The organism is Cryobacterium sp. BB307 (assembly GCF_012274275.1).
Lineage (GTDB): Bacteria > Actinomycetota > Actinomycetes > Actinomycetales > Microbacteriaceae > Terrimesophilobacter.
The window spans coordinates 261,143-286,505 of sequence record NZ_JAANZA010000001.1; the positions used below are offsets into that span (position 1 = coordinate 261,143).

A 25,363-nucleotide genomic window follows, 5' to 3' on the forward strand; every position below is an offset into this window, starting at 1 on the left:
TAAGTACCTTCGTTTCGCCGCAACAGTCCTGCACAACAGGGGGCGCTAGGCGTCGGTCACGCGCGACGTGTCAACGCGGCCACGGCCGAAGGCGTCGATCCGGCCCCACCGGCCGGGGATGTCGAGCAGCTCGAGCCGGCCGATGTTCGCCGGAAGCGCCGGATCCACGATCAGGTGACCGCCCATCGGCTCCAGGCCGAGCATCGTGCGCAGCAGCAGCAGCGGCGCACCGGTCGACCACGCCTGCGGGCTGCACGCGGTGGGGTACTGCACAGGGAACTTGGTCATCGACTTCGGATAGCCGCCGAACGCTTCCGGCAACCGGCCGTCGAAGAAGCGAGACGCCTCCAGGATGCCTGCCGCCACCAGCGCAGCCTCGTCCTTGTAGCCGTAGCGCCGCAGCCCCCACGCGACGAACGAGCTGTCGAACGGCCAGATGGTGCCGTTGTGGTAGCCGATCGGGTTGTACCGGGCCTCCCCTACGGCGAGGGTGCGGATGCCCCAGCCGGAGAACAACCGGTCGCTCATCAGGTGGTCGACGACGGCTTGGGCCTTCGAGTCGTCGACGATGCCGCTCCACAGCAGGTGGCCGATGTTCGAGGTGAGCGCATCCACCTGCCGCCCGTCCGGATCGAGGGCTAGGGCGAAGTACTCGCCGTCGGCGACCCAGAAGTCCTGGTTGAAGCGTCGCTTCAGGTCCGCGGCCTGCTTCTCCAGGTCGGTCGCGAATTCCGGATCGTCCCACACCTCGCGCGCGAGCCGGGCGGCGCGCATCTTGGCGTCGTAGGCGTACCCCTGCAGCTCGCAGGTTGCCCGGGGGAACCCGGGCAGCTTGCCGTCGTGGAATGAGATCGAGTCCCACGAGTCCTTCCAGCACTGGTTCTCCAGGCCGGTATCGGCGTTGCGGCGCTCATACGACACGTAACCGTTGCCCTGCAGGTCCGCGTAGCTGTCGATCCAGTGCAACGCGGCGCGTGCCTCGAACTCGAACTCCTTCACGAGTTCGGTGTCGCCCGTCCACCGTTCGTACTCGTCGAGCAGGATCACGTACAGCTGGGTGGCGTCGGCCGAGCCGTAGTAGGGAGAGTGCGGGCGCTCCTCGAACGCGGTCATCTCACCGAAACGCACCTCGTGCAGGATGCGGCCCGGGTCCTCGTCCCGGAAGTCATCCACCCGGGTTCCCTGTCGCAACCCCAGTTGCCGCAGCGTCGTGGCTGCCAATTCGGAACTGAACGGCAGCACCTGCAGGCTGGTGAAGATGCTGTCTCGGCCGAACATCGTCATGAACCAGGGCAGCCCGGCCGCCGGCAGGCTGTTTCGTCCGGCAGTCAGCGGCGAGAACCGCAGTGCCGCCAGGTCGACGAGACTGCGCTGGTAGGTCCTGGTCAGGGTCTCCCAGTCACAACCGAGGCGCGGTGTCTCCTCCAGCCAGCGGCTGAGACCAAGCGCCATGTCCGGGATCGGCCGCCTCGCCTGCTCCGCGAGCGAGCGCCCCTGTCCCTCGACGTGCTGTGCGCTCACTCCGATAGCGACATCCAGCTCGGTCTTCCAGGTCTCGTGTGGGCCGATCGTGATCGTGAACGTCAACCCGTTCTCGTCCACTGTGCACTCCTGGGACGACGAGATGGCCGTCGTTCGGTGGTAGGTGTCGCGTTCGTAGGCCAGGTGGAGCCCATCGCCCTCCACCCGCTTGGAATACGACCCCTTCTTCTTCAGCGCGTCTTTCACCTCGAAGAGGTCGGCAAAATCGGCATCCGCGTCGATCCGCACCGTGAGCTCGACTGCCTCGTCATCGTGGTTCAGGATCGACAGCACCTCGGTGAAGCCGTTGCCAACCGAGCGCTGCCGGATGACCGACATGGTCGCGTTCACATAGACACTGCCGACCCCAGGCACGAGGAAGAACCGGGCCTCGAAATATTGCAGGTTATCGGTCGACAGCGAGGTGAGCCGCTCCCCGCCCACGGTGAGTACCCACTTGGACAGGAACCGGGTGTCGAAGGAGAACAGCCCCGTCGGGTCAGTTGGCGACGCCTCGACGTCGCCGACCTCATCGCTGACCACGAAGGTGTTGCCGTTCAGGATGCTGATCAGCTCGCTCATGAGCCGCCCCTCGTTTCTGCTGTCGGATCCCATCCGGGAGGCGGGCTGGGGAAAATGCGTTGAATGGTCACGAGCAGCTCGACGTCGCCGCGCGCGGCGAGCGCGCCACGCAGCACCGCCGCGTTGGCGTTGGTACGGCCGGCGACCAGGTCTTCGAAGGTCGATCGATCGCCGCGGATTGTGCAATCGGCTGATCCGGACTGCCGGGTGACCGTCAGCTGGCCGTGATCAACGACCACCATCCACGAGTCCGCGTTGTCACCATCGACAATCTCGAACCGGATGCTGCCGGCAACCTTGCGCAACAACGGCTCGTTCCCGCGTGCCCCGAGTTCTTCGAAGAATCGGGCGGGATCGTCGGAGGTTACTGGAGACGATGACGAATTGTTCACCCGGTCAGGATGCGCGCCGGTGAGCCCTCAATCGTCACCCGGTGCGGATGACTTGCGACAACCGCCGCTCCTGTCTGCGGTCACAGTCGCTCCTCGAGCCCCCAGGCCTGGCCGTAGCCGCCTTCAGCGACGGTGCGCGCCATCAGGTCGAGGAACGGCTTGGCGTCGAACGCCTCGGGACCGAGCACCCCGACCCCGGACCAGCTGCCGCGCGCCAGCAGTTCGAGTGCGATCACCGGGTTCATGGCGGTCTGCCAGACGACGCACTGGGACTCGTACTCGGCCATCGTCCACTCGTTGTCGGCGACGTGATACAGGTAGACCTCGCGCGGATTGCCGTCCTTGCCCTTGCCGGTGACCCACACTCCCGCGCAGGTCTTGCCCGTCATCTGCGGCCCGATGGTGGCAGGGTCGGGCAGGGCGGCGGCGACGACGTCGCGCGGGGCGACCATCACCGGGCCGTCGGCCGAGCGCACCCGGATCGGCAGGGTCGAGTCGAGGTGCAGCTGGTGCAGCGTCTTCAGGATGCCGATGAACTCGGCGCCGAGCCCGTACTTGAAGGTGACGCGCTTGGCATCCAGCCAGCGCGGCATCAGCAGCACCTCTTCGTGCTCGACGTTGACACACTCAACCGGGCCGATGCCATCCGGGAAATGGAACACCTCCGGCTCGCTGAACGGCGCGGTGGTGTACCAGCCGCGGTCCTTCTCCCACACCACCGGCGGGTTGAGGCACTCCTCGATGGTGGTCCAGATGCTGAAGCTGGGCGCGAAGATCTCGTTGCCCGCCTCGTCGCGCACCACCAGGTTGGCGCCATCGCGGGTCCCCAGCTCGTCTACCTCGCTGAACAGGTGATCGACCGCGTACCGGGCGAAGACGTCGCTCAGCCCGGGCTCGACGCCGATGCCGACCACGGCGAGCCGCCCGGCTCGCTCCCAGTCCGCTGCCTGCGCGAACTGGTCGTCGCCCAGCTTGATGTTGGTTTCCTCGTGCGGGTTGACCGGATGCGGTTCGGACAGGCTCATCGCCATGTCCAGGTAGTTTGCGTCGGCGGCGAGCGCGCCCGCGAAGATGGTCGGCACGAACTTCGGCTCGACGGCATTCATCACGTGAGTGGCGTTATTCTCCCGCGCGACGGATGCGACGTCGTCCGGGTTCGAGGCGTCGATCCGGGCGGCCACGAACCGTCCGTTCTGCGGTCCGTGCCGCTCCTCGATCCAGGCGACGGTCGACTCTGCCCGCGCCAGGTCGTAGTCGGAGACGATCATCGCCTCGAAGAAGTCGCGCCGGGCAGCGATCTTCGCGATCGCGTTTCCGACGCCGCCGGCACCAACCAAGAGAATCCTCATAGGAGGCAACCTACCCACAACTCACCCGGGGGTCGACACGGAATCAGTTGCGAATCGGGCTTCTCGCTCGTGATTCAGTCGTATGGCGAACGGTGCCCACACGATTACCGCAATTCCGGCGCCGATCAGTGCGCCGCCGATGGTGTCGCTGAGCCAGTGCACACCGAGGTAGGTGCGACTCCAGGCCATGGCGGCGACATAGGCCGCGCCGAGAACCCACACCCAGGTTCGGGCGAAGATGATCGCGAGCGCCACCGCGAGCGTGGCGGCGTTGGCCACATGTCCGCTCGGGAACGATCCGAAGTCGCTCGGCACCAGCATCTCCTCCGGTCGTGGCCTGCCGAACACGGCCTTCAGCCCCTGAACGACCGCGACGCTGGTGAGCAGCGCGATCGCGAAATAGAGCGCCGCCCGCGGCATCCGGAGCGCGAGGAGCACGGCGACCATGCCGAGCGGCACGAGGGTGTGGGCCACCCAGCCCCCGCCGATGAAGTTGAGGAACAGCGCGGGGACCTCCAGGTACGGCACCCGGTCCTCGAGGATCTCCTTCATCCACTCGGTGTCGAGCAGCAGCGGCTGGTTGTGGCGCACGAAGACGAGCACGCCGAGCAACACCGCGAGTACCACCGCGACCAGACCGCTGACCAGCGGCCAGTGGCGGGTGATCCAGCTCGCCTTGCGCGTCGACTCCCGTCCCTGCATCCCTTCAGGCTAGGTCCGGTGGCGCTATCGACGCGGGTGGTCGGGCAAACAATCAGGCACAGGCTCCGGCAGTCGGTCGGCCACACTTGTTTCATGCCCTCAACACTGGTCGCCGGAATCGACTCATCCACGCAGAGCTGCAAGGCCGTCATCCGCGACCTCGACACGGGGACGATCGTGCGGACCGGTCGAGCGCCGCATCCGGTCGGCACCGAGGTGCACCCGGATGCCTGGTGGACGGCCCTTCTGTCGGCCGTCGCCGACGCGGGCGGCCTCGCCGATGTCGCCGCCGTCTCGATCGCCGGTCAGCAGCACGGCCTGGTGGCGCTGGATGCCGCCGGCCAGGTCGTCCGCCCGGCGCTGCTATGGAACGACACCAGGTCTGCCGGGGCAGCCGCGGACCTGGTCTCCGAGGTGGGGCATGCGGAGTTCGTGCGGCGGACCGGGTCAGTGCCGGTCGCGTCGTTCACTATCACCAAGCTGCGCTGGCTCGCCGACGCCGAGCAGGAGAACGCTGCCCGTATCGCCGCGGTTGCGCTGCCGCACGACTGGCTGAGCTGGCGGCTGCGCGGTTTTGGGCCGCGCGCCGAGAGCGCGCTCGGTCCGCGCCTCGACGAGCTCTTCACCGACCGCTCCGACGCGAGCGGCACCGGGTACTTCGACGCCGCATCCGGCCGCTACGACCGCGACCTCCTCGCGCTCGCCCTCCGCCGCACTGAAAATGCAGGAGTTCTGCTGCCGGAGGTGCTTTCCGCGCACGGATCGCGGCGTGTCGCGGGCGGGTCTCCTTCGTTTTCAGGCGGGCTGCCGGACGGGGCGGTGGTCGCGGCCGGGGCCGGCGACAACGCCGCCGCCGCGCTCGGCCTCGGCGCCCGCACCGGTGATCTGGTCGTCTCGATCGGCACCAGCGGCACCGTGTTCGCTGTCACCGAGCATCCGGTGCGCGATGAAACCGGCACCATCGCCGGGTTCGCGGATGCCGCGGGCGGCTTCCTCCCGATCGTCGTCACCCTGAACGCCGCGCGCGTGCTGGATGCGATCGCGGGCCTGCTTGACGTCGGCCACGACGGCCTCGCCCGGCTCGCGCTGCAGGCGGAACCCGGGTCGGCCGGACTGGTGCTGACGCCGTACTTTGAGGGCGAGCGCACTCCCAACCTGCCGGATGCGACGGCGCGACTCACCGGGATGACTCTCGCGTCCACGACTAGGCCGGCCCTCGCCCGTGCGGCGATCGAGGGAATGCTGTGTGGCCTCGCCGATGGGGTCGACGCCATCCTGAACGCCGGAGTGGGCGCGAACAGGATCCTCCTGATCGGCGGCGCCGCGCAGAATCCGGCGGTCCAGCTGGTGGCCAGCCAGGTCTTCGACCTGCCCGTAGCCGTTCCGACACCCGGCGAGTATGTCGCGTCCGGCGCGGCCGTGCAGGCGGCGTGGGCACTCACCGGGGAGCGGCCCGACTGGCCGGTGGAACTGGCCGCGGCACCGGCCAGCGACTACCGGAGTGTCATCCGGCGGCGATATCGGGCGGCGTCAGCGCACGCGAGCGGCGCTTGACGACGGTGACGATGACGGCCGCTGTCGCGAGCCCGACCGGCCACACCAGGTTGAAACCGGCGAGCGCGAGCAGGCCCAGCACGAGCACGCAGGAGATCACCGCGAGCCACCAGCCCACCGAGTACCGGTCCAGCAGCCGAACCGCCGCGGCCATGCCCACCCCGTAGATCGCCACCATGCAGCTGGTGTGAATCAGGATGAACGAGGTCAGGTTCAGGTCGGCCATCACGAGCGCGACCATGTAGACAACGCCCACCCCGGCGACGACGAGCAGCGCGCGGCGCGGCACTCCCCCGGTCTCAGCGCCCGCCGCCATCCAGCGCGGCAGGTCGCCATCGCGACCCAGCGACGCGCCCAGCTTGGCGAACGCTCCGACATAGAGGTTCAGCACGCCGACAGCGACGACCCCGGCGATGAAGGCGACGAAGATGGGGCCGATGCCCGGTGCGGTGGTGGCAACCAGGTCGAGCAGCGGCACGTCACTCTTGGAGGCATCCACGCCCATCACCGCGATCGTGACCACCTGCAGACCGAGGTACGCGGCGCCGACCGCCAGGATCGCGATCGCGGTGGCGAACGGGATGGTGCGGCGCGGATTGCGGAACTCCCCGGCGATGTGGGTCACCGCCTCCCAGCCTGCGGTCGCCCAGACGAAGAGGTTGATGGCGGCGCCCACGCCGGCCCAACCGTGCGGCAGGAACGGCTGGAAGTTGTCGGCGTCCGCAGCGGGAACGGTCACCAGGATGACCCCGACGACGATCACGACCAGCAGGCCGGAGAGCACGAGCTGCACGCGGCCGGAGACCCGCACCCCGAACAGGTTCGACAGGAACGGCGGGACCAGCAGCACCACCGCGACGAGCACGACCGCCCAGCGCGGTCCGCCGACCACGCCGACGATGTAGGCGGCACCGAGGACGGCGACGACCGGCATCCCAACCCCGACGCCGAAGAAGAACCAGTAGCCGGCCGCGCGGGCGGCGGTGTTGCCGAGGGCGCGCCGGACGAAGGTGGCGACGCCTCCGGCATCCGGGTACCGGGCGGCGAGTGCGGCGAAGGTGCCTGCGAGGGGGATGGACAGCACGAGCACCGCGGTGATCGCGATGATCGAAGCCGGCCCGGCGACGGATGCGGCGAGTGCGGGCAGCACCAGGATTCCGGTGCCGAGCACGGAAGCGATGTAGAGCGCGGAGCCTTGCCAGAGGCCGACGGTGCCGGTAGCGGTGTGGGTTGGCGCGGCGTCCATGGTGCGGGTCATGATTCGATTCTCGGATGGCAGGAATGCGCGGACGAGCGAATTTCTGCCACATCGGTGACTGATGGTGCCAAGCTCGGCGCAACGTCCATCGTAGGGCGGCCCGCAGCCGGTGGGCCAACGAAGCCGTACGCTGATTGCTCGTGACCTCCCAACGCGACCGAGCCGTCGGCGCCGGCATGCAGCTCGGTTCGCAGCTGAGCGTCAACTTCGGCTCGTCCATCGCCGGGCTCATCATCCCGGTCGTCGGCAGCGCCGCGGTGGTCGCCGGGCGACAGCTGGTCACCATGATCGTGTTGCTGCCGGTCACCCGACCCCGGATGCGCGGACGCTCACTCACCGAGCTCTGGCCAGCACTCGCGCTCGGGGTCGCGCTCGCCGGGATGAACCTGGCGTTCTACGAGGCGGTCGGCCGAATCGGCGTCGGCCCGGCCGTCACCATCGAGTTTCTCGGCCCGCTGGCCATCGCGCTCGCGACATCCCGTCGCTTCCTCGACGTGCTGTGTGCGATCGGCGCCGGCATCGGCGTCTACCTGCTGGTCGGCCCTGAGGGCGACTTCGACCCGTTCGGCGTCGTCATGGGACTGGCCGCCGGCGTGGGCTGGGCCGCATACATCCTGCTGACGAGGCGAGTGGCGCAGCAATTCCGCGGCCTCGAGGGACTGGCGATCGCGAGCGTCGTCGCGCTCGTGCTGACCCTGCCGATCGGGGCGTTGACCATCGACTACGGGACGCTCGACTGGGGAGTGATCTGGCTGCTGGTGGTGGTCGGCGTGCTGTGCTCCGCCATCCCGTACAGCCTGGACAATCTTGTCCTGCGCAGGATCACTCCGCGTTTGTACTCGATCATCACCGCGCTCGCTCCGGTGCTCGCCACCTTCGCCGGCTGGATCGTGCTGGGGCAGTCGCTCAGCGCGCTCCAGCTGCTCGCGATCGGCATCGTCTGCGTCTCAGCGGGCACCGCGATCGCGACTCAGCGCGAACAGCCGTCCTCGCCGCTGGAAGAGGCAGCAAGCGACATCCCCTAGCGGCCGAGGCCAGCCTCTCGCGCGGCGATCACCGCTTCAGCGCGACCCGCGACCTGCAGCTTCGCGAAGATGTTCGACACGTTGTTCCGGATCGTCTTCGGCGACAGGAACAGCGTCTGCGCGATCTGGCCGTTGGTGCGCCCCGCCGCGATCAGGTCGAGGATCTCGCGCTCCCGGGCGGTGAGCTGCGGGAACGCCTCATTCGCCAGCCCGCCCTTGTCGACCCGAGCGAAGTACTCGCCGATGCGCACCGCGATGCCCGGCCCGAACACCGCGTCGCCGCCCGCGACCGAACGGATGGCGCGCGAGATGTCGTCCTGGCCTGCACCCTTGAGCAGGTAACCCCGCGCCCCCGCGCGCATCGCCTCGAACACCGTCTCGTCATCCTCCGACATCGTCAGCACGACGATCCCGAGCTCCGGTTGGCGCTGCAGGATGCGACGGGTCGCCTCGATGCCGTCCATCACCGGCATCTGCACGTCCATCACCACGACGTCGGGCTTCTGGGAGGCGACCGTCTCGATCGCCTCCGCACCGTCGCTCGCTGTGGCGACGACCGTCAGGCCGTCGATCGAGCCCAGCAGCGCGCCGAGGCCATCCCGGTAGACGGGGTGGTCATCGACGAGCACGATCCTGATGTCAGGCATCTACCTTCTCCTCTGCAGCTGCGAGCGGCATTTCCGCGCGAACTACGGTCCCGCCGCCCTCGCGGTTGGTGACGGTGAACGAGCCGCCGATCTCCTCTGCGCGTTCGCGCATCGATCGCAGTCCGACCCCCGCCGCGGCGTCACCCGGGATTCCGATTCCGTTGTCGCTGACCTCGACCACGAGCGAGCGCGGCAACCGCTCCAGGCGCACCGCGAGCCGGTTTCCGCCGGAGTGCCGGTGCGCGTTGGTCAGCGCTTCGGCCACGACCCGGTAGGCGGCGACCTCGATTGCCGGGGGGAGGGCGTCCGGCACCTTGATCACGTCAAAGCTCGCGCCGAACCGATCACACAGCTGCTCGGTTGCCCGAATCAGGCCCAGATCGTCGATCGCCGGCGGGCGGAGATCGTGCGCAACCCGGCGGACGTCGGTGATGGCGGAGGAGACTTCCTGCGCGGCGGCGTCGAGCAGGATGCCGGCTGCACCGGGGCCCTGCTCCAGCACGTTCTTCGCGGTCTCGATGCGCAGCTTCGCGGCGGCGAGCGCCGGGCCCAACCCGTCATGCAGGTCGCGGCGCAGCCGGTGCCGTTCCGCCTCGCGCGTGAGCACGAGCTGTTCGCGGATCGACTGCAACTCCGCGCTCAACGCGGTCGCCCGCACGGCAGCGGCGGCCTGGCGCACCAGGTCCGCGAGCAGCTGCTCGTCGCGTTGGGTCATCCGGCGCCGCCCAGGCGCGAGCTCCAGCCTGCCGATGGTCTTGCCCCGATAGGTGAGCGGCATGGCCTGCGCGGTCGCGGTCGGTTCTCCATGGACCGCAACCAGTCGGCTGCCATCGCCGCCGGCGATCGAGACGGAGACGTAGGGCGACGCGAAGGTGTCGGCTACGGTGCGGGCGATGTGCATGAGTTGGTCGTCCGGATCCTCTGCGCCCTCCAGCCGTCGCGACAGCGAGGAGATGACACCGTACGGGTCGCCGCGACGTCCGTTGACCAGCCGGCCGACCGTCCACAACAGCCGCTCGCGAAGCGGCGCGTAGGCGACGAACACGACCAGCACGGACACCATGGCGATGAACTGGTTGGTCACCAGTCCGCCGACGAGGGCGACCAGGGTGAGGTCGACAGCGACGACGCTCACCACAAGGATCGCGTAGACCAGCGTCCAACTGATCACGTTGTCGATGCTGTACAGCCGGTAGCGCGTGACGGCGACGAGGATCGCCACACACACGACGGTCGCGGCCAGCGTGATCAGGATCTGTCCGACGATGTAGGGCAGCCAGAGAAAGGCGCTGACCAGCGAAAGGCAATAGATCACGCCGGACCACGAGATCCACCGCAATTGCTGTCGGCCCTGGCTGTCCGCGCCGAGGTGGCGGCCGATCAGCGAGATCGCCGCGCATGCGATGCCGACGAACATGAGCGCCGACACCCAGGAGAAGACGAACGCCCAGACACCATCCGGCAGCTGGATGCCCCAGTCGCTGTCCCATCTGCGCACGCGCAGATCCGGCCTGCCAAACGTCTCCCACGATTCTCTGGCCGGCGCCGCCGCGTAGATCAGGGCAGCGGCGACGAGTGCGACCGACCCAGCGGCGGCGACGAACCGCCAGGGCTGCGCCGCGGGAAGGGTGCCATTGGGGAACAGCAGGAGGGCGAACGGGATGGCAAGAATCGCCCAGGCCGAGAAGTTCTGCGTGACGACCATGGCCACCGGGGCAAACGGCGCCTCCCACCACCCGGACACCGCGTAGTTGATCCAGGCCGCGCAGAAGCCGAACAAGCTCTGCCCGACTCCGGCGAAGAGGAGGACGGTGGCAATCGGATGCCACGGGATGCGCCACATGAGCACCGAACCGGTGACCGCCAGCGCGAACCCGGGCAGCGCCCCCGCCCAGCCCGGCGTGACCGCACCCTCCTGGCCGAGTTGGACGATCATGACCTCGAGCGCGATTGCCAGCACGCAGAGAGACAGCGACAGTGAAAAGCCGACCATCGCGACGATGCGTGCCGACTTCTCCTTCATAGCGACCATCGTGACAGGTCGTGCACCCGCCTGTCAGGAGGCTTTTGTCCCGGATGCTCGGGACATTCCGCGGGTGAACCCGGTGAGTTCTGGCCCTGTGCGCACGGGACGGTCAGGCTCAAGAGTTGTGGCACCGGCGATGGACGCCGCGACCCACGAACATTGAGGACGCCCATGAACACTGTCAAACTCCCGGCCCCCGCTTTGACCCAGGCCGTCGACCCCATCCGGCCACCTTCCCCCACCCTGTCTCTGGCGCTGGTCCGACTAGGCGGTGCGATCATCGTCGCGCTGGTGGCGGCGTTCGCCGTGGTGATCAACCTGCCATGGCCGGCCGGTGTCGGCACGCCGCTGCCGGGCGACATCGCATCGGTCGGCTTCCAGGCCAGCGCCCTCGTGCTGCTGCTCATCATGTGGCGCACCGGCGCGGTCGGCGACAGCGTCGCCTGGCGGTCGATCGGGGCGGCGGCCACGGCGATCGTGATCGCAGCCATGGCGGCGCAGTTCATCCCGGTGTCCGGTGAGGCCGTACAGCTCGCAGAGCTCACCTGGTTCATCGCGATGATCGGCATCTTCGTGGTGAGCGTCGGCGTCGTCGCAGCCGGTCGGTGGCGCGGTCCCGCCCGCTACCTTCCGCTTGCCTCCCAGTCGTGGCCGCTGGTCGTGTTCCCGGTGATGATGCTCACCGACAACGCCGAGAACCCGTCCTGGTTCGCGATGATCACGACCGTCGTCGTGACGCAGCTGCTCGTCGGCTTGACCCTCGCCATCCGGCCACAGCTGACCGGTCCGCGTGCCGAGAGCTAGGCGAGCGCGGTCAGGACGTCGTCGACCAGGTCGGCGGCGTCCTCAATGCCGACCGACAGCCGGATGACGCCCGCCGGCACCTCGAGCTCGGTGCCGCGAACGGATGCGTGGGTCATCTCGGCCGGGTAGTTGACCAGGCTCTCGACCCCACCAAGCGACTCGGCGAGTTGGAACAGTACGGTCGCCTCGGCGAACCGGCGTGCGGCATCCGCACCGCCGGCCAGCGCGATCGACAGCATGCCGCCGAATCCGCGCATCTGGCGCGCGGCGATGTCGTGGCCGGGGTGGTCGGCGAGGCCCGGGTAGTAGACGCGCTCGAGCTTCGGATGCCCGACGAGCGCTTCCGCGATCGCCTGCGCGTTCTGCGAGTGGCGATCCATCCGCAGCGACAGGGTCTTGATGCCGCGCGTGGTCAGCCAGGCGTCGAGCGGACCGGACACCGCGCCCGCGGCGAACTGCATGAAGCCGACCTTCTCGGCGAGCTCATCGTCGTTCAGCACGACCGCGCCGCCGAGCACGTCGGAGTGGCCGCCCAGGTACTTGGTGGTGGAGTGCACGACAACATCGGCGCCCAGTGCGAGGGGCTGCTGCAGGTACGGGGTCGCGAAGGTGTTGTCGACCACCACGAGCGCTCCGGCGGCGTGGCCGAGCTCGGCGAGCGCGGCGATGTCGGAGATGCGCATGAGCGGGTTGCTCGGCGTCTCCAGCCAGAGCACGCTGGTCTCCGGCCGCAGCGCCTGCCGCACCGCGTCGATGTCCGACGCGTCGACGGTGCTCAGCGTCACGCCCCACGGCACGTGGATGCGGTTCACGAGCCGGTGGGTGCCGCCGTAGACGTCGTTGCCCATGAGCACGTGGTCGCCGGGTTTCAGCACCGACCGCAGCAGCGCATCCTCAGCCGCAAGGCCGGATGCGAAGCTCAGCCCGTGCCGGCCACCCTCGAGGCTCGCGAGCTGCACCTGCAGCGCGTCGCGGGTGGGGTTGGTGCCGCGGGTGTACTCGTAGCCGTTCCGCAGGTCGCCGATCGCCTTCTGCACGAAGGTGGTGGTCAGGTAGACCGGCGGGATCACCGCGCCGGTGGTGGGGTCGAATGCTTGCCCGTCGTGGATGGCGCGCGTGGAGAAGCCGTGGCTGTCGTTCGTCATGAGTGGGGTCATTTCGTGAGGTGGTCGAGGAGGTCGTGGCGGGTGAGCACGCCGATCGGCTTGCCTTCCTGCATGACGAGGAGGGCATCCGTCGTCTCGAGTGCTGTCCGAGCCGCGTCGATCGGCTCGCCCGCGCCGATCAGGTCCAGCGGCGCGCCGACCGCCCCGCCGACCGGCTGGTCGGCGCTGAGCTCACCCGAGGCGAGCCCGGCGAGCAGTTCGCGCTCGTCGATGGCGCCGGCGACCTCGCCGAGGACGACCGGGAGGTCGGCCGCGAGCACCGGAAGCCGGGACACTCCGCTGCTGGTGATGGCACGGATGGCGTCAGCGACAGTGTCGTCGACCCGCACGTGCGCGAACTCCGGCCTGCGGGCCGCGACGCCGGCCAGCACGGAGGCCACGCTGCCGCTCTCGGCTGCTGCCGTGAAGCCGTGGTTGGCCATCCAGCGATCGTTGAAGACCTTGCCCAGGTAGCCGCGCCCGCCATCCGGGAGCAGGATGACCATGATGGCGTCCTCGGGAAGGTCGCGCGCGACCTTCAGCGCGGAGGCGACGGCCATGCCGCTCGAGCCGCCGACGAGCAGGCCCTCCTCGCGCGCCAGCCTGCGCGTCAGTTCGAAGGACTCGGCGTCGCTGGAGGCGACGATCTGGTCGACAACGCTGGGGTCGTAGGCTGTGGGCCAGAAGTCCTCGCCGACGCCCTCGACCAGGTACGGGCGGCCGGTGCCGCCGGAGTAGACCGAGCCCTCTGGGTCGGCGCCGATGACCTGCACCGCGCCGTTCGAGACCTCTTTCAGGTAACGGCCGGTGCCGCTGATGGTGCCGCCGGTGCCGACGCCGGCGACGAAGTGGGTGATCGTTCCGTCGGTGTCGCGCCAGATCTCCGGACCGGTGGTCTCATAGTGGCTGGCCGGGCCGTTCTGGTTGGAGTACTGGTCGGGCTTGAACGCGCCAGGGATTTCACGCGCGAGCCGGTCGGAGACGCTGTAGTACGACTGCGGGTCATCCGGAGCCACCGCGGTCGGGCACACCACAACCTCGGCGCCGTAGGCCTCGAGCACGCTGCGCTTGTCGACACCGACCTTGTCCGGCACGACGAAAACGCAGCGGTAGCCGCGCTGCTGAGCGACCAGTGCGAGACCGACGCCGGTGTTGCCGCTGGTCGGCTCGACGATCGTGCCGCCGGGCTTCAGCAGTCCGGCCTCCTCCGCAGCGTCGATGATCTTCACCGCGATGCGGTCCTTGGAGGAGCCTCCGGGGTTCAGATACTCGATCTTCACGAGCACCGTTGCACGGATTCCGTCGGTCACGCTATTCAGTCGCACGAGGGGGGTGTCGCCGATCAGGTCGAGCACCGAGTTGGCGTATCTCATCGCGGCTCAATCTATCAGCGGGCCCTCCCGCGTTACCTCGTGCCGCATAAGAGGAAGCGCGTTCGGGAATAACTGATGCGTACGTACGCGTTCCCTTCAGTTGCGACCCGCTAACGTGGTGGGTTGTTCCCTTGTCTCTACCACCCCGACAGGACTTCTGTGGCACGCACCTCCAACTCCGGCAATCCGGCCAACTCCGGCACAAGCTCGAAGCTCACCGTCAAGCAGGAGCGCGAGCAGCGCCGTCTCGCCAAGCTGGAGACTTTCAAGCGCGAACAGGCCAAGGAGAAGCGGAATCGGCTCATCGCGATCGTGCTGAGCTCGGTGGCTGCCCTCGCCGTCGTCGGCTTGATCGTCACGATCGTCGTCACCGGCGGATCGACCAGGGCAAACCCGGATGCGATCGAGATCTCGGAGGTGCAGACCTGGCCCGATATCGATTACACGCACACCAACGGTCCCGTCGACTACGAGGGGCAGTACGAGATGAACCCGCCCGCCGGCGGCAGCCACAACCCCGCCTGGCTGAACTGCGGCGTGTACGAGGAGCCCCAGCAGAACGAAAACGCGGTGCATGCCCTCGAGCACGGAGCGCTCTGGTTCACCTACAACCCCGACGAGCTCAGTGAGGCGGATGTCGCCGAGCTCCGCAGCCAGCTGCCCGACACCTACATCATCGTCTCCCCGTACCCGGGTCTTGACGCCCCCGTCGTCGCATCCGGATGGGGTGTGCAGCTGAAGCTGACAGGCGTCGACGACGAGCGCATCAGCGACTTCATCACCAAGTACTGGCAGGCCAAGAACGTGCCTGAGCCGGGCGCCCGCTGCGACGGTGCCATCAACGGTCCAGGGAAGGTTGCCTGACATCACTGAGCAGACAACTGGAACGACCAACCGGCTGAGCACCCGCGCGCTTGTCGGCATCATCCTGGGCGCGGCGATCCTGGTCGCTCTCGCCTTCGCCGCGGGGCGGTTCACCGTCGCGGTGCCGGCGATGCCGTCGAACACCAGCGCCGAGGCGGGCTTCTCGCGTGACATGCAAACCCACCATCTTCAGGCGGTGCGGATGTCGATGATCATCCGCGACAACACGGACGACGAAGAGATCCGCCTGCTCGCCTACGACATCGCGACCGCGCAGAGCCAGCAGGCCGGGCAGATGTTCGCCTGGCTGGAGCTGTGGGGTCTGCCGCAAGCCGCGCCCGAGCCGTCGATGACGTGGATGATCCGGCCAGCCCTGGACGGCTCCGCCCACAACCACGGCAGCGGTGATCAGGCGCACGAGCCGGGCGCGCCGATGCCCGGGCTCGCGACCGCCGAGCAGCTTTCCGAGCTGGAGTCGCTGCGCGGCGTCGAAGCCGAGCGCCTGTTCCTCGAGCTGATGATCGCGCACCACATCGGCGGGGTCGAGATGGCGGAAGCGGTCCTCGACCGCAGCACCCATCCAGAGGTGCGGCAGCTTGCGGGCGGCATGGTCATCGTGCAGGAGAAGGAAATCACTTACATGGAAGACCTGCTCGCCGAGCGCTCCTAAGACCACCTTTTCATCGAGTCGGGAGTATTTGCCCAAATCGCGCATGCCATAAGGGCGAATACTCCCGACTCGATGGGTTTTTCAGCGGGTCTGCTGCTGGGCGTACAGGCGCGAGTAGGTTCCGGATGCCGACACCAGTTCGTCGTGCGTTCCCCGCTCCACGATCCGGCCGGCCTCAACGACGTAGATGGTGTCTGCGCCCGCGACGGTTGACAGCCGGTGCGCGATCGCGATGGTGGTGCGCCCGCGCGACGCCTCGTCGAGCGCCCGCTGCACGACGCGCTCCGAGATCGAATCGAGCGCGCTGGTCGCCTCGTCCAGGATGAGCACCGGCGGGTCCTTCAGCAGCACGCGCGCGATGGCGATGCGCTGCTTCTCGCCGCCGCTCAGCCGGTAGCCGCGCTCGCCCACGACCGTCTCGTAGCCATCCGGGAACGAGCGAACAGTCGCGTGGATGTTCGCGGCGCGCGCCGCGGCCTCCAGCTCGGCGTCGGTGGCCTCCGGCTTCGCGTAGCGGAGGTTCTCGGCGATGGTCGCGTGGAACAGGTAGGTCTCCTGGCTGACGATGCCGATCTGCGAGTGCAGCGACTCCTGCAGCAGCTCGCGCACGTCGTCGCCGGCGAACAGCACCCTGCCGGATGTGGCCTCGAAGAACCGCGGGATCAGGTAGGAGATGGTGGTCTTGCCCGCGCCCGATGGGCCGACAAAGGCCGCGAACTCGCCCGGCTCGATGCGGAACGACACGTCCTTCAGCGTCGGCGCCGCCAAGCCATCCCGGTCCGGGTAGAAGAAGCTGACGTTCGCGAACTCGACCCGCCCGATGCGGGATGGGTCCGCGGAGGTGGGGCGGGCATCCGGATGGTCGGTGATGGCGGGCGCCAGGTCGAGGTACTCGAAGATGCGCGCGAACAGCGCCGCCGAGGTCTGCAGGTCGAGCGCGACCCGCATGAGGCCGATGAGGGGGAACATCAGCCGCGCCTGCACGGTCGTGAACGCGACGATGGTGCCGGCGCTGACCGGCACGTCGCCGAGGATGAGCCACGCGGCGACCACGTAGATGATCGCCGGAATGATCGCCATGAAAAGCGACACGAGGCCAAAGAACCACTGCCCGCTCATCATCTGGCGCACCTGCAGCCGTACCTGGTTGTCGTTCTCGTCGCGGTAGCGAGCGATCTCCGCGCGCTGCTGCGTGAAGCTCTTGGCGAGCAGGATGCCGGAGACCGACAGTGTCTCCTGGGTGATCGCGGTCAGCTCGCTCAGCGACTCCTGCGTCTGGGTGGCGATGCGCGCGCGCACCTGCCCGACCCTGCGCTGTGCGATGACGAGGAACGGCATCAGGATGAGGGCGACCACCGTGAGCTGCCAGGACAGCAGCAGCATCGCGATGAAGGCCGCGATCACCGTGACGGTGTTGCCGAGCACGCTCGAGACGGTGTTCGTCAGCACGCCCGCGACCCCGCCGACGTCGTTCTGCAGGCGAGACTGGATGACCCCGGTCTTGGTGCGCGTGAAGAACGCGAGTTCCATCCGCTGCAGGTGCTCGAACATGCGCACCCGCAGCGCGCCCATGACCTTGTTGCCGACCGTGGAGGTCAGCCAGGTCTGCCACACGCCGAGGGCGGTGGTGATGAGGAAGATGAGCAGCATCAGCCCGACGATCTGCAGCAGCACGGGCAGGTTCGGTGTCCCAGCTGGCGGGAACAGCCCGCGGTCGAATGCCTGCTGCGTGAGCAGCGGCGGCAGCACGGACAGTCCGGCTGCGACGATGACGAGCGCCGCGGTAAGGATGAGTGCGCGTCGGTGTGGGGCGAATAGCGCTGCGGTGCGAGTGAGCAGGTTGGGGATCTTCGGCGCAGCAGCGTTGGCCGCCCGCTGTGCTTCCTCGTCGAGTCGGCCCCGGTGACCGCCGCCGCCTCGCATTCCGCTCATCCGTCAACCCTACGCACGCCCACCCCCAAGCGAGATGGATGAGCAGGGTCAGCGTTGCGAGCCGGCCAGCAGCGCTTGCACGAAGTAGCGCTGGAACGCGAAGAACACGATTAGGGGGATGATCATCGAGATGAACGCACCGGTCGACAGCACGTCGATGTTCGCTCCGAACTGCCGCAACTGACTCTGGATGGCGACGGTCAGCGGCTGCGACTGCGAGTTGCTGAAGATCAGGGCCACCAGCATGTCGTTCCAGGTCCACAGGAACTGGAAGATCGCGAGCGACGCAATCGCCGGCACTCCGAGCGGCACGATCACCGTCAGGAAGATGCGGAGGTCGCTCGCACCATCCAGCCGCGCCGCCTCGAGCAGCTCCGATGGGATCTGGGTGAAGAAGTTGCGCATCAGGAAGATCGCGAACGGCAGGCCGAAGGCGATGTGGAACAGCACAACACCGAGAATCGACCCGAAGATGCCGAGAGCCCCGAACATGCGGGCGATCGGGATGAGGCCGACCTGAATGGGAACCGCCAGCAGGATGATCACCGCAATGAGCAGCCAGTCGCGGCCCGGGAACTCCATCCACGCAAACGCGTAGCCCGCCAAAGAGCCGAACAACACGACGAAGAAGGTCGTCGGCACGGCGATGAGGATGGTGTTCCAGAAGGACCCGGTGATGGTGTCGTTCGAGAGCAGCGCGGCGTAGTTCTCGAGTGTCAGCTGGGTTGGCTCGGTGAACACTGTCCACCATCCGGATGACGCGCTGTCGCCCACCGTACGCAGGGACGACAGGAGGAGTCCGACCGATGGGACGAGCCAGAACAGCGCGACCAGGACGAAGACGACGTTGACGATGGAGTTGTTGAAGACGCCGAGGATGCGCTGTCCGACGGTCTTCTTGCCGCGGACGATGGTCAGGTCAGCTCCGGTCACCGCGACCGCTCCTCTCGGAAGCGCCTCACGTTGATGATCATCGACGGGAGCACGAGAATCAGCAGCAGCAGGGCGAGCGCAGAGCCGAGACCCTGGTTGTTGCCACCGCCGAAGGACACCGTCCACATCTCGACCGCGATCACGTTAGCCGCGGGTTTCGATGAGCCGGGCGGTATGACGTAGACCAGGTCGAAGATCTTGAGCACGTTGATGATGAGCGTCACGAAGACGACGATGATCACCGGCGACAGCAGCGGAGCGGTGATCTTGGTGAACACCTTCCACTCGCTCGCGCCGTCCATGCGCGCGGCTTCCTGCAGCGACCGGTCGATCGCGGAGAGCCCGGATGCGATCATGATCATCGCGAAGCCCGCCCAGATCCACACGTAGCTGAGGATGATCACCGCCGTGATCAGGGTCTCACCGAGCCAGTTGACGCCCTGGTAGCCCTGGGTGAAGTTGGAGGCGGGCAGCGCGATCGTGTAGCTGCCGTCGGCGAGCCCCGTGATCTGGTACTGGCCCTCGGCATCCGTCTCCGCGCTGGCGGCGATCGAGCCGTCGTCGGCAACCGCGTCGACACGGATGCCGGGCAGTCCGGACTTGCCGTCCTCGATCTCGCCGTTTTCGCCGCCGCCGCCGCGGATGACGTCAAGCCACACCGTGCCGGTGATCTCGTCGGAGCCGGCGGAGCCCGGCTCCTCAGCCTGGGCGGCTTCCTCCGGGATGGAGTCGGCCCGGATGCCGACAAGGGGGAAGTTCTGTTCAGTGCCCGGTTCAACGGCGCCGTCGCTGGCGATCGTGCCGCCCTGCACGATGAGTCCGGAGTCCGCCCGCACGTTAGCACCCGGATACGCTGACTCATCCGTGAACCAACTGTTGATACCGACTAGTGCCGCGTTGACGACACCGAGGTTCGGGTTCTCCTGGAACATCATCCGGAAGATGACACCGGCGGCGAGCATCGAGATCGCCATCGGCATGAAGATGATGAGCTTGAACGCGGTAGCCCAGCGGATCCTGTCGAGCAGCACCGCGAAGATCAGGCCGAGGATCGTGCAGGTGACCGGCGCAACGATGACCCAGATGATGTTGTTCCGGATGGCGGTGAACGTCGAGTCACGCGTGAACATCTCGACATAGTTGTCGAATCCGACGAACTGGCCGCCGCTCGCATCGAAGAACGATCGCACGACCGTGTAGACGATGGGGTAGGCGACCAGCGCGCCGAGCAGCAGCAGCGCGGGAGCCAGGAAGATCAACGCAATGAGGAACATGCGCCGACGGGACGATGCCCGGGAGGAACGGCCAGGGCCGCCCCTCCCGGTGCTTGTCTCCGCCGGAGCAACCGCTGACTGTGTCATCGCCTGACTCCGCACCGAGGGTTATCGACTATCTATCAGTATGCCGCCACTGCAGCGTCTTCCAGCGCCTGCTGGGTGCCCGGGATGTCACTCGGGTCCTGCAGGAACGAGATCATGATCTGCCAGAAGCCCTGCCCGGGGGTACCGCCAAACGCGCTCGGCGTCAGGTCGGACATGTCGAAGCGGAAGGTCTCGGCGCCGGTGAGCGCTTCAGCGATCTGCCGTGAGATGTCGTCCGGGTACAGCGACGTGTCGACGTTTGAGTTCGGTGAGGTCAGGCCGCCGTTCGGCACCCAGATCTCAGCCGCCTCGGGCGTCGCGAGGAACTGCATGAGCGCGTCAGTTACCTCGTCATCGACGAGCGCAACGGCGACGTCACCGCCGCCCACGACTGCCGGCTCTGAATCGTTCACCGCGGGGAAGTCGTAGAACAGCGCGTTCTCGCCGACGACGGAGTTGCCGTCATCCGCGATGTTGCCTGCAACGAAGTCACCCTCGTAGACGGTCGCCGCCTGCGGGTCAGCGCCGAACACCTGCGTCACCGAGTCGTCGAAGGTGCGCTGCACCGCGCCCTCCTGGTACAGCGCCTGGTTGCCGAACAGCTCGGCCAGCACCTCGAGCGCCTCGGCGACCGACGGGTCGGTCCACGGGATCTCGTGGTTGGTCAGTTGGTCGTACATGTCACCACCGGCTGTGCGCAGGTAGACGTTCTCGAACCAGTCGGTCAACGGCCATCCGACGTCCGCACCGATCGAAATCCCGGCAAAGCCGCTGTCACTGATGACCTGCAGCTGCTCCAGGAAGCTGTCCCAGTTATCCGGAACCTCAGCGCCCGCCTGGTCGTACAGGTCGGCGTTGTACCAGACAGTCGACTTGTTGGAACCCTTGAACCAGACGCCGTACAGCTCACCGTCGACCGTGCCCAGATCGATCCAGCTCTCCGAGTAGTTGTCTTCGACTGCCGCTCGCGCGTTGTCAGATAGCGGAATAAGGTTCCCGTCCCGCGCGAGGCTCTGCAAGAGCGCGGGCTGCGCGAGAAGCGCGACGTTCGGCGGGCTGCCGCCCTCGATCTGCGTGCCAAGGGTCGTGGCCGCCTGGTCACCGAAGCTCGTGTAGTTCACTGTCGCGCCGGTGTCCTCCTCAAACTGGGCGAGGACCGCCTCAAAGTTCTCCTGCTCCGCGCCCGACCATGCGCCGGAAACCTCGAGCGTCTCGCCCGAGAAGTCTCCGAGGTCGTTCCCGGTGTCCGTGCCGCCACCACCGGTGCAACCGGTGAGAACGAGACCAACCACACCGAGAGAGGCGACGGGAAGGAGAAGTCTGTGCTGCAGGGACTTTCTCATGTGCTTCCTCCTCTTAGGTGACCCGTCAGGGAGGTAATGTCGCCGCCCCGCGGGTCCATCATGCTTGGAGCCGGTCCCGTTCGGGAACCGGTTCCATAGACACGCTACGTTACTGCCGTTCGGCAGTTCAAGGACATACCGCAATCGCTAAGCAATCGTTGCCGTCGGCGGCCGGAGTCATTTGTGGAACCGGTTCCACAAACGGCCGGATGTTGACTATGCTGACGCTCAGAACGGCAAGGACGGAGTGAACGTGAGCGCCATCGACGACGTCGCGCGCCGAGCCGGTGTATCCAAGTCGACCGCTTCCCGGGCTCTCAGCGGGCGGGGCTACGTCTCGGCAGAGACCCGCGAGCGGGTCGTGCGGGCTGCCGCGGAGATCGGCTACGTCGCATCCTCGAACGCCGCGAGCCTGGTCACCGGACGCACCCGGAACGTCGGGGTCGTCACGCCGAGCATCAGCCGCTGGTTCTTCGCTGAGGTGCTGGAGGGCATTGAGGCCGCGCTGATCGAGGCCGACTACGACCTGACCCTGTACCGGCTGAGCGACGACCCGGCGAGACGGCGGCGGGTGTTCGACTACTTCCTGGTGCGCAAGCGGGTCGACGCGGTGATCGCCGTCGGCATCTCGCTCACCAAGCAGGAAGTCGAGCTGCTGCACTCGCTCGGCAAACCGGTCGTCGGCATCGGCGGCGAGATCGACGGCATCGCAACGCTCAGCATCGACGACCTGGCCGCGGCGCGCTTCATGACTGAGCACCTGATCAGCCTCGGCCACACGCGCATCATGCACCTGGGCGATGACACCGACGAACAACAGGGTTTCCACGTTCATGACCGGCGACTCGCCGGCGTGCGGCAGGCGCTCGACGCCGCGGGGCTCAGCCACGATGGGGACTTCCGCAAGGTCCCCTACTCGGTTCCCGGCGGCTACGACGGTGGACTGACGGTCCTTGCCGACCCGACCTCGAGGCCGACGGCGATCATCGCCGGATGCGACGAGATCGCGATCGGGGTGATCATTGCTGCTCGACAGCTGGGCATCCTGATCCCCTCCCAGCTGTCCGTTGTCGGAGTCGACGGCCACGCGCTCGCAGGCATGTTCGGACTGACGACGCTCGAGCAGCATCCCGCCGCCCAAGGCAAGGCCGCGGTGGAGGCCGTGCTCGATCGCCTGAGCGGCGACACCCCCACCGGGGAGGCGGCCCGCATGGTGATGCCGGTCAACCTCGTGGTGCGCACGAGCACGACGGCGCCTCCGAGCGACGACAACGTGTGAGATCGTCTCGGAGTCTGGACACGTGATCATCGGGGCAAGTAAGGTCACTCACACGGACCGACTTCGCCTGCACTACCCGAGTCAACCGCAGGTGCCCCTCATAGCCGCGCCCGTACCCTTTGAATCGCGCGATGGCGCGCGAACCGGCATGGCGCAGGGAAACCGTGGAGACAATCGGAAGATTCGACGACCTGCACGAAGGCGTCGCACATCGCCTCGCATCCGGCGAGCCATCGGCCGCCGCCGCCTTGTTGTCCGAGAAGTGGCCCCGCTTCGTGACGCGGCACGGTCACGGCATCCGGGAACTCATCGACTCCCTCCCGCACGAGCTGTGGGCGGATGACCCGTGGCTGCTTGCGGCGATCGGGTCGAGCTACCGCTCGGTTGACTCCGCCGGAGTTGTCGCCGGTCTTCCCTACTTCCGGGCCGCTGAAGCGACGCTCGCGGCAACACCGGATGCGTCCCCCTGGCACACGTCGGACGTGCTCAGTCACCACTCGGCGGCGCTGCGGTCGCTCGGGCTGATCGCCGAGGCCGAGGCGAAGGCGGCCGAGGCAGGCGCCCTGCTGCGCTCGGCGCGATCCCGCGGAACGAAGCAGCGCGTCCGCGCTGAGGGCATCAACGCCCTGCACCGCGGCCTGGTCGCCATCCATCTCGGTGACTTCGAGCGGGCGGAGGGGCTGCTCCAGTTGGCGGATGGCCTCGCCGACCGCACGCTGGGCATCGCCGAGCAGGTGGAGTGCCTCGGCGGGCTCGCCTACCTCCGCTACGCAAACGGGGATTTCGACCAAGCGCTCGCGTTGGTGCGCAAAGCAGAGGCTCTCGATTCGGCGACGCTGAACAGCCGGATCGGTGTGCTCGCGCTCACCGTCGACCTTCTTGTCGCTGTGGAGCGCAACCGGCCGGACGATGTGACTCGTGCAGAGGGCATTGTGAGCGCTGTCGCCGCCGGCTCGGAGTGGGAGCCACTCAGCCTGTTCGCACGCTCGGCGATCTCGGTCATCAGCGGTCGGCACATCGAGGGCCTGGACCACGTGCGTCGGGGCCGCCAGGCAATGCGCGACTGGACCGGTGATCCGGTGGCGCGTGAGCTGTGCGAGGGGATGCGCGGCGTGCTCCACCTTCATCTGGGACAACGGGACGAGGCGCTCGCCATCTTCGAGGTGCTCACCCCGACCGAGAACCACGCGAACTGCCCCGCGCGCTTCATCGCGGGTGTCCGCTTCCTCCACGACGACTACGCGGGAACCCTGGACGCGCTGGCGGACTGCGAGCAGTTGGGCGATGACCACTCGACACGCACCATCATCGACGTGCTGCTGCTCAAGGCGGCAGCGCACTACGAGCTGGGCAACCCCGACATCGCGGACATCGCCTTCGACCAGGCGCTCCTCGTCGCCAGCCACACCGGACTGAAGACGCCGTTCACCCTCATCCCCGGCGACACCATGCAGCGCATGCTCAGCCGCGCCTCTGATCGTCCCCAGCCGGCGCCGGTGCATCGCATCCTCGACACCATGCGGGCCGGGCTGTCGAACCCGTTGCATTCCGCTCTCGAACCGCTCAGCGAACGCGAACTCGACATCGCGCAGCGCCTGTCGCATGACAAGACGCTGGGACAGATCGCCTCCGACCTGTTCATCTCGACGAACACGCTGAAGACCCACCTGCGCAGTATCTACCGCAAACTGAACGCGACCAGCAGGCGCGAGGCCGTGCACCGCGTGCAGGAGCTCGGATTGAGCCGGGAAATCACCCGCTACTAATCCCCGATCACCCCGCGGACCACCCGCACCTGATGGCACTATCGTTCCAAGACTTTCCATCCAAGACATTCCACAAACGCAGGGCGGATTCGCCGTCGAGACGCCCTGAGGTACAGCCCGGCACACTCGTCCCTGATCCCGAGTCTTCCGGCTGAGACGGCTCAGCGCGGGGCACGTCCAGTGGTTCGGATGTGCCCCGCGCCCCCTTATCTTTATGCGCCCTTCCAGACATCCGCGCACTTCCGGACATCCGCGCCCCTTCCGCCGAACGGCGCCGGCTCCGGACATCCGCGCCAGTTGCGCCGGGCGCGGATGTCCGCAGCGGGCGCGTGCGCCGGGCAGACAGCAAAGGGCGCCGCACCGAAACCGGTGCGACGCCCTCGCGTGAAGTGGAGCTGCTTTACTTGAGCTCGACCGTTGCGCCAGCCTCTTCGAGCTGAGCCTTGGCCTTCTCGGCGGTCTCCTTGTTCGCGCCCTCGAGCACGGTTCCGGGGACGCCGTCAACGAGAGCCTTCGCCTCACCGAGGCCGAGGCTGGTGAGGGTACGCACCTCCTTGATGACCTGGATCTTCTTGTCACCGGCTGCGGTGATGACGACGTCGAAGGAATCCTTCTCCTCGACCTCTTCAGCAGCGGCGCCTGCGCCACCGGCGGCGGGTGCTGCGGCGGCAACCGGGGCGGCCGCGGTGACCTCGAAGGTCTCCTCGAACTTCTTCACGAAGTCGCTGAGCTCGATGAGGGTGAGCTCCTTGAATGCGTCGAGCAGCTCGTCAGTGCTGAGCTTTGCCATTGTGTCTCCTTAGATTTTTCCGCGGCGGGATGCCACGAAGTTGTTCA

Annotated in this window: 21 protein-coding genes; 7 read left to right on the forward strand and 14 right to left on the reverse strand. The window is 67.5% G+C overall.

The annotated features are described in order from the left end of the window. Nucleotides 1-45 precede the first annotated feature (45 nt). The 4 genes from HGK58_RS01165 to HGK58_RS01180 all read right to left on the reverse strand — a co-directional run bounded on the left by HGK58_RS01165 (nt 46) and on the right by HGK58_RS01180 (nt 4,546). A complete protein-coding gene (locus HGK58_RS01165; RefSeq protein ID WP_168625732.1) occupies nt 46-2,103 on the reverse strand; it encodes an amylo-alpha-1,6-glucosidase in 2,058 nt (685 codons plus the stop codon). Beyond that, nucleotides 2,100-2,495: an SCP2 sterol-binding domain-containing protein gene (locus tag HGK58_RS01170; protein ID WP_168625733.1), complete on the reverse strand. Its 396-nt coding sequence runs from the start codon at nt 2,493-2,495 to the stop codon at nt 2,100-2,102. Before HGK58_RS01170 ends, HGK58_RS01165 begins: the two co-directional genes overlap by 4 nt. An 80-nt stretch (nt 2,496-2,575) precedes the next feature. After that, nucleotides 2,576-3,844, reverse strand: a complete 1,269-nt coding sequence (locus HGK58_RS01175) for a saccharopine dehydrogenase C-terminal domain-containing protein (RefSeq protein WP_168625734.1) — start codon at nt 3,842-3,844, stop codon at nt 2,576-2,578. A 21-nt stretch (nt 3,845-3,865) separates the two neighbouring features. After that, nucleotides 3,866-4,546 carry a phosphatase PAP2 family protein gene (locus HGK58_RS01180; RefSeq protein ID WP_168625735.1) on the reverse strand — a complete coding sequence of 227 codons (681 nt, stop codon included), beginning with the start codon at nt 4,544-4,546 and terminating at the stop codon, nt 3,866-3,868. A 93-nt stretch (nt 4,547-4,639) separates the two neighbouring features. Here HGK58_RS01180 and xylB point away from each other — a divergent pair, with 93 nt between their 5' ends. Continuing rightward, entirely contained in the window at nt 4,640-6,100 is a 1,461-nt protein-coding gene (gene xylB, locus HGK58_RS01185; protein WP_168625736.1) for a xylulokinase, read from the forward strand. Here the strand turns inward: xylB and HGK58_RS01190 are convergent. After that, a complete protein-coding gene (locus HGK58_RS01190; protein ID WP_168625737.1) occupies nt 6,051-7,358 on the reverse strand; it encodes an amino acid permease in 1,308 nt (435 codons plus the stop codon). The genes xylB and HGK58_RS01190 overlap by 50 nt on opposite strands. Before the next feature lie 140 nt (nt 7,359-7,498). On the opposite strand from HGK58_RS01190, the gene HGK58_RS01195 reads away from it, so the two are divergent. Further along, nucleotides 7,499-8,383: an EamA family transporter gene (locus tag HGK58_RS01195; RefSeq protein ID WP_349236090.1), complete on the forward strand. Its 885-nt coding sequence runs from the start codon at nt 7,499-7,501 to the stop codon at nt 8,381-8,383. Here the strand turns inward: HGK58_RS01195 and HGK58_RS01200 are convergent. After that, on the reverse strand, nt 8,380-9,030 hold the full coding sequence (locus HGK58_RS01200; RefSeq protein WP_168625738.1) for a response regulator transcription factor: 651 nt from the start codon (nt 9,028-9,030) through the stop codon (nt 8,380-8,382). The two genes, HGK58_RS01195 and HGK58_RS01200, sit on opposite strands and share 4 nt — an antisense overlap. Next, entirely contained in the window at nt 9,023-11,053 is a 2,031-nt protein-coding gene (locus HGK58_RS01205) for a histidine kinase (RefSeq protein ID WP_168625739.1), read from the reverse strand. The genes HGK58_RS01200 and HGK58_RS01205 overlap by 8 nt, the downstream gene beginning before the upstream one ends. A gap of 174 nt (nt 11,054-11,227) precedes the next feature. Here HGK58_RS01205 and HGK58_RS01210 point away from each other — a divergent pair, with 174 nt between their 5' ends. Beyond that, nucleotides 11,228-11,860, forward strand: a complete 633-nt coding sequence (locus HGK58_RS01210; RefSeq protein ID WP_168625740.1) for a hypothetical protein — start codon at nt 11,228-11,230, stop codon at nt 11,858-11,860. Here the strand turns inward: HGK58_RS01210 and HGK58_RS01215 are convergent. After that, nucleotides 11,857-13,005, reverse strand: a complete 1,149-nt coding sequence (locus HGK58_RS01215; RefSeq protein ID WP_168625741.1) for a cystathionine gamma-synthase — start codon at nt 13,003-13,005, stop codon at nt 11,857-11,859. The genes HGK58_RS01210 and HGK58_RS01215 overlap by 4 nt on opposite strands. A gap of 8 nt (nt 13,006-13,013) precedes the next feature. Further along, nucleotides 13,014-14,378: a cystathionine beta-synthase gene (locus tag HGK58_RS01220; protein WP_168625742.1), complete on the reverse strand. Its 1,365-nt coding sequence runs from the start codon at nt 14,376-14,378 to the stop codon at nt 13,014-13,016. Between the two features lie 159 nt (nt 14,379-14,537). Between HGK58_RS01220 and HGK58_RS13990 the strand changes: the two genes are divergently transcribed. Together HGK58_RS13990 and HGK58_RS01230 are read left to right on the forward strand one after the other, a co-directional pair. Beyond that, entirely contained in the window at nt 14,538-15,242 is a 705-nt protein-coding gene (locus tag HGK58_RS13990; RefSeq protein ID WP_168625743.1) for a DUF3105 domain-containing protein, read from the forward strand. Beyond that, nucleotides 15,235-15,912 (forward strand): DUF305 domain-containing protein, encoded by a 678-nt coding sequence (locus tag HGK58_RS01230; protein ID WP_246865360.1) that lies wholly within the window; start codon nt 15,235-15,237, stop codon nt 15,910-15,912. The genes HGK58_RS13990 and HGK58_RS01230 overlap by 8 nt, the downstream gene beginning before the upstream one ends. Nucleotides 15,913-15,993: 81 nt before the next feature. Here the strand turns inward: HGK58_RS01230 and HGK58_RS01235 are convergent, their stop codons facing one another. The 4 genes from HGK58_RS01235 to HGK58_RS01250 all read right to left on the reverse strand — a co-directional run bounded on the left by HGK58_RS01235 (nt 15,994) and on the right by HGK58_RS01250 (nt 21,481). Next, complete coding sequence (locus HGK58_RS01235; protein WP_168625744.1) at nt 15,994-17,844, reverse strand: ABC transporter ATP-binding protein; 1,851 nt, start codon at nt 17,842-17,844, stop codon at nt 15,994-15,996. 48 nt (nt 17,845-17,892) lie between these two features. Next, nucleotides 17,893-18,777, reverse strand: a complete 885-nt coding sequence (locus HGK58_RS01240) for a carbohydrate ABC transporter permease (protein ID WP_349236091.1) — start codon at nt 18,775-18,777, stop codon at nt 17,893-17,895. Continuing rightward, nucleotides 18,774-20,051, reverse strand: coding sequence for an ABC transporter permease subunit (locus HGK58_RS01245; protein WP_227411706.1), 1,278 nt, complete (start codon nt 20,049-20,051; stop codon nt 18,774-18,776). Before HGK58_RS01245 ends, HGK58_RS01240 begins: the two co-directional genes overlap by 4 nt. A 122-nt stretch (nt 20,052-20,173) precedes the next feature. After that, the gene (locus tag HGK58_RS01250) at nt 20,174-21,481 is read right to left on the reverse strand and encodes an ABC transporter substrate-binding protein (protein ID WP_168625746.1); all 1,308 of its coding nucleotides are present in this window, start codon (nt 21,479-21,481) and stop codon (nt 20,174-20,176) included. 253 nt (nt 21,482-21,734) lie between these two features. On the opposite strand from HGK58_RS01250, the gene HGK58_RS01255 reads away from it, so the two are divergent. Next, a complete protein-coding gene (locus HGK58_RS01255; RefSeq protein WP_168625747.1) occupies nt 21,735-22,760 on the forward strand; it encodes a LacI family DNA-binding transcriptional regulator in 1,026 nt (341 codons plus the stop codon). 131 nt (nt 22,761-22,891) lie between these two features. After that, a complete protein-coding gene (locus HGK58_RS01260) occupies nt 22,892-24,526 on the forward strand; it encodes a LuxR family transcriptional regulator (RefSeq protein ID WP_168625748.1) in 1,635 nt (544 codons plus the stop codon). A 400-nt stretch (nt 24,527-24,926) separates the two neighbouring features. On the opposite strand, the gene rplL is transcribed toward HGK58_RS01260, so the two are convergent. Further along, nucleotides 24,927-25,316, reverse strand: coding sequence for a 50S ribosomal protein L7/L12 (gene rplL, locus HGK58_RS01265; protein WP_168625749.1), 390 nt, complete (start codon nt 25,314-25,316; stop codon nt 24,927-24,929). Between the last annotated feature and the right edge of the window lie 47 nt (nt 25,317-25,363).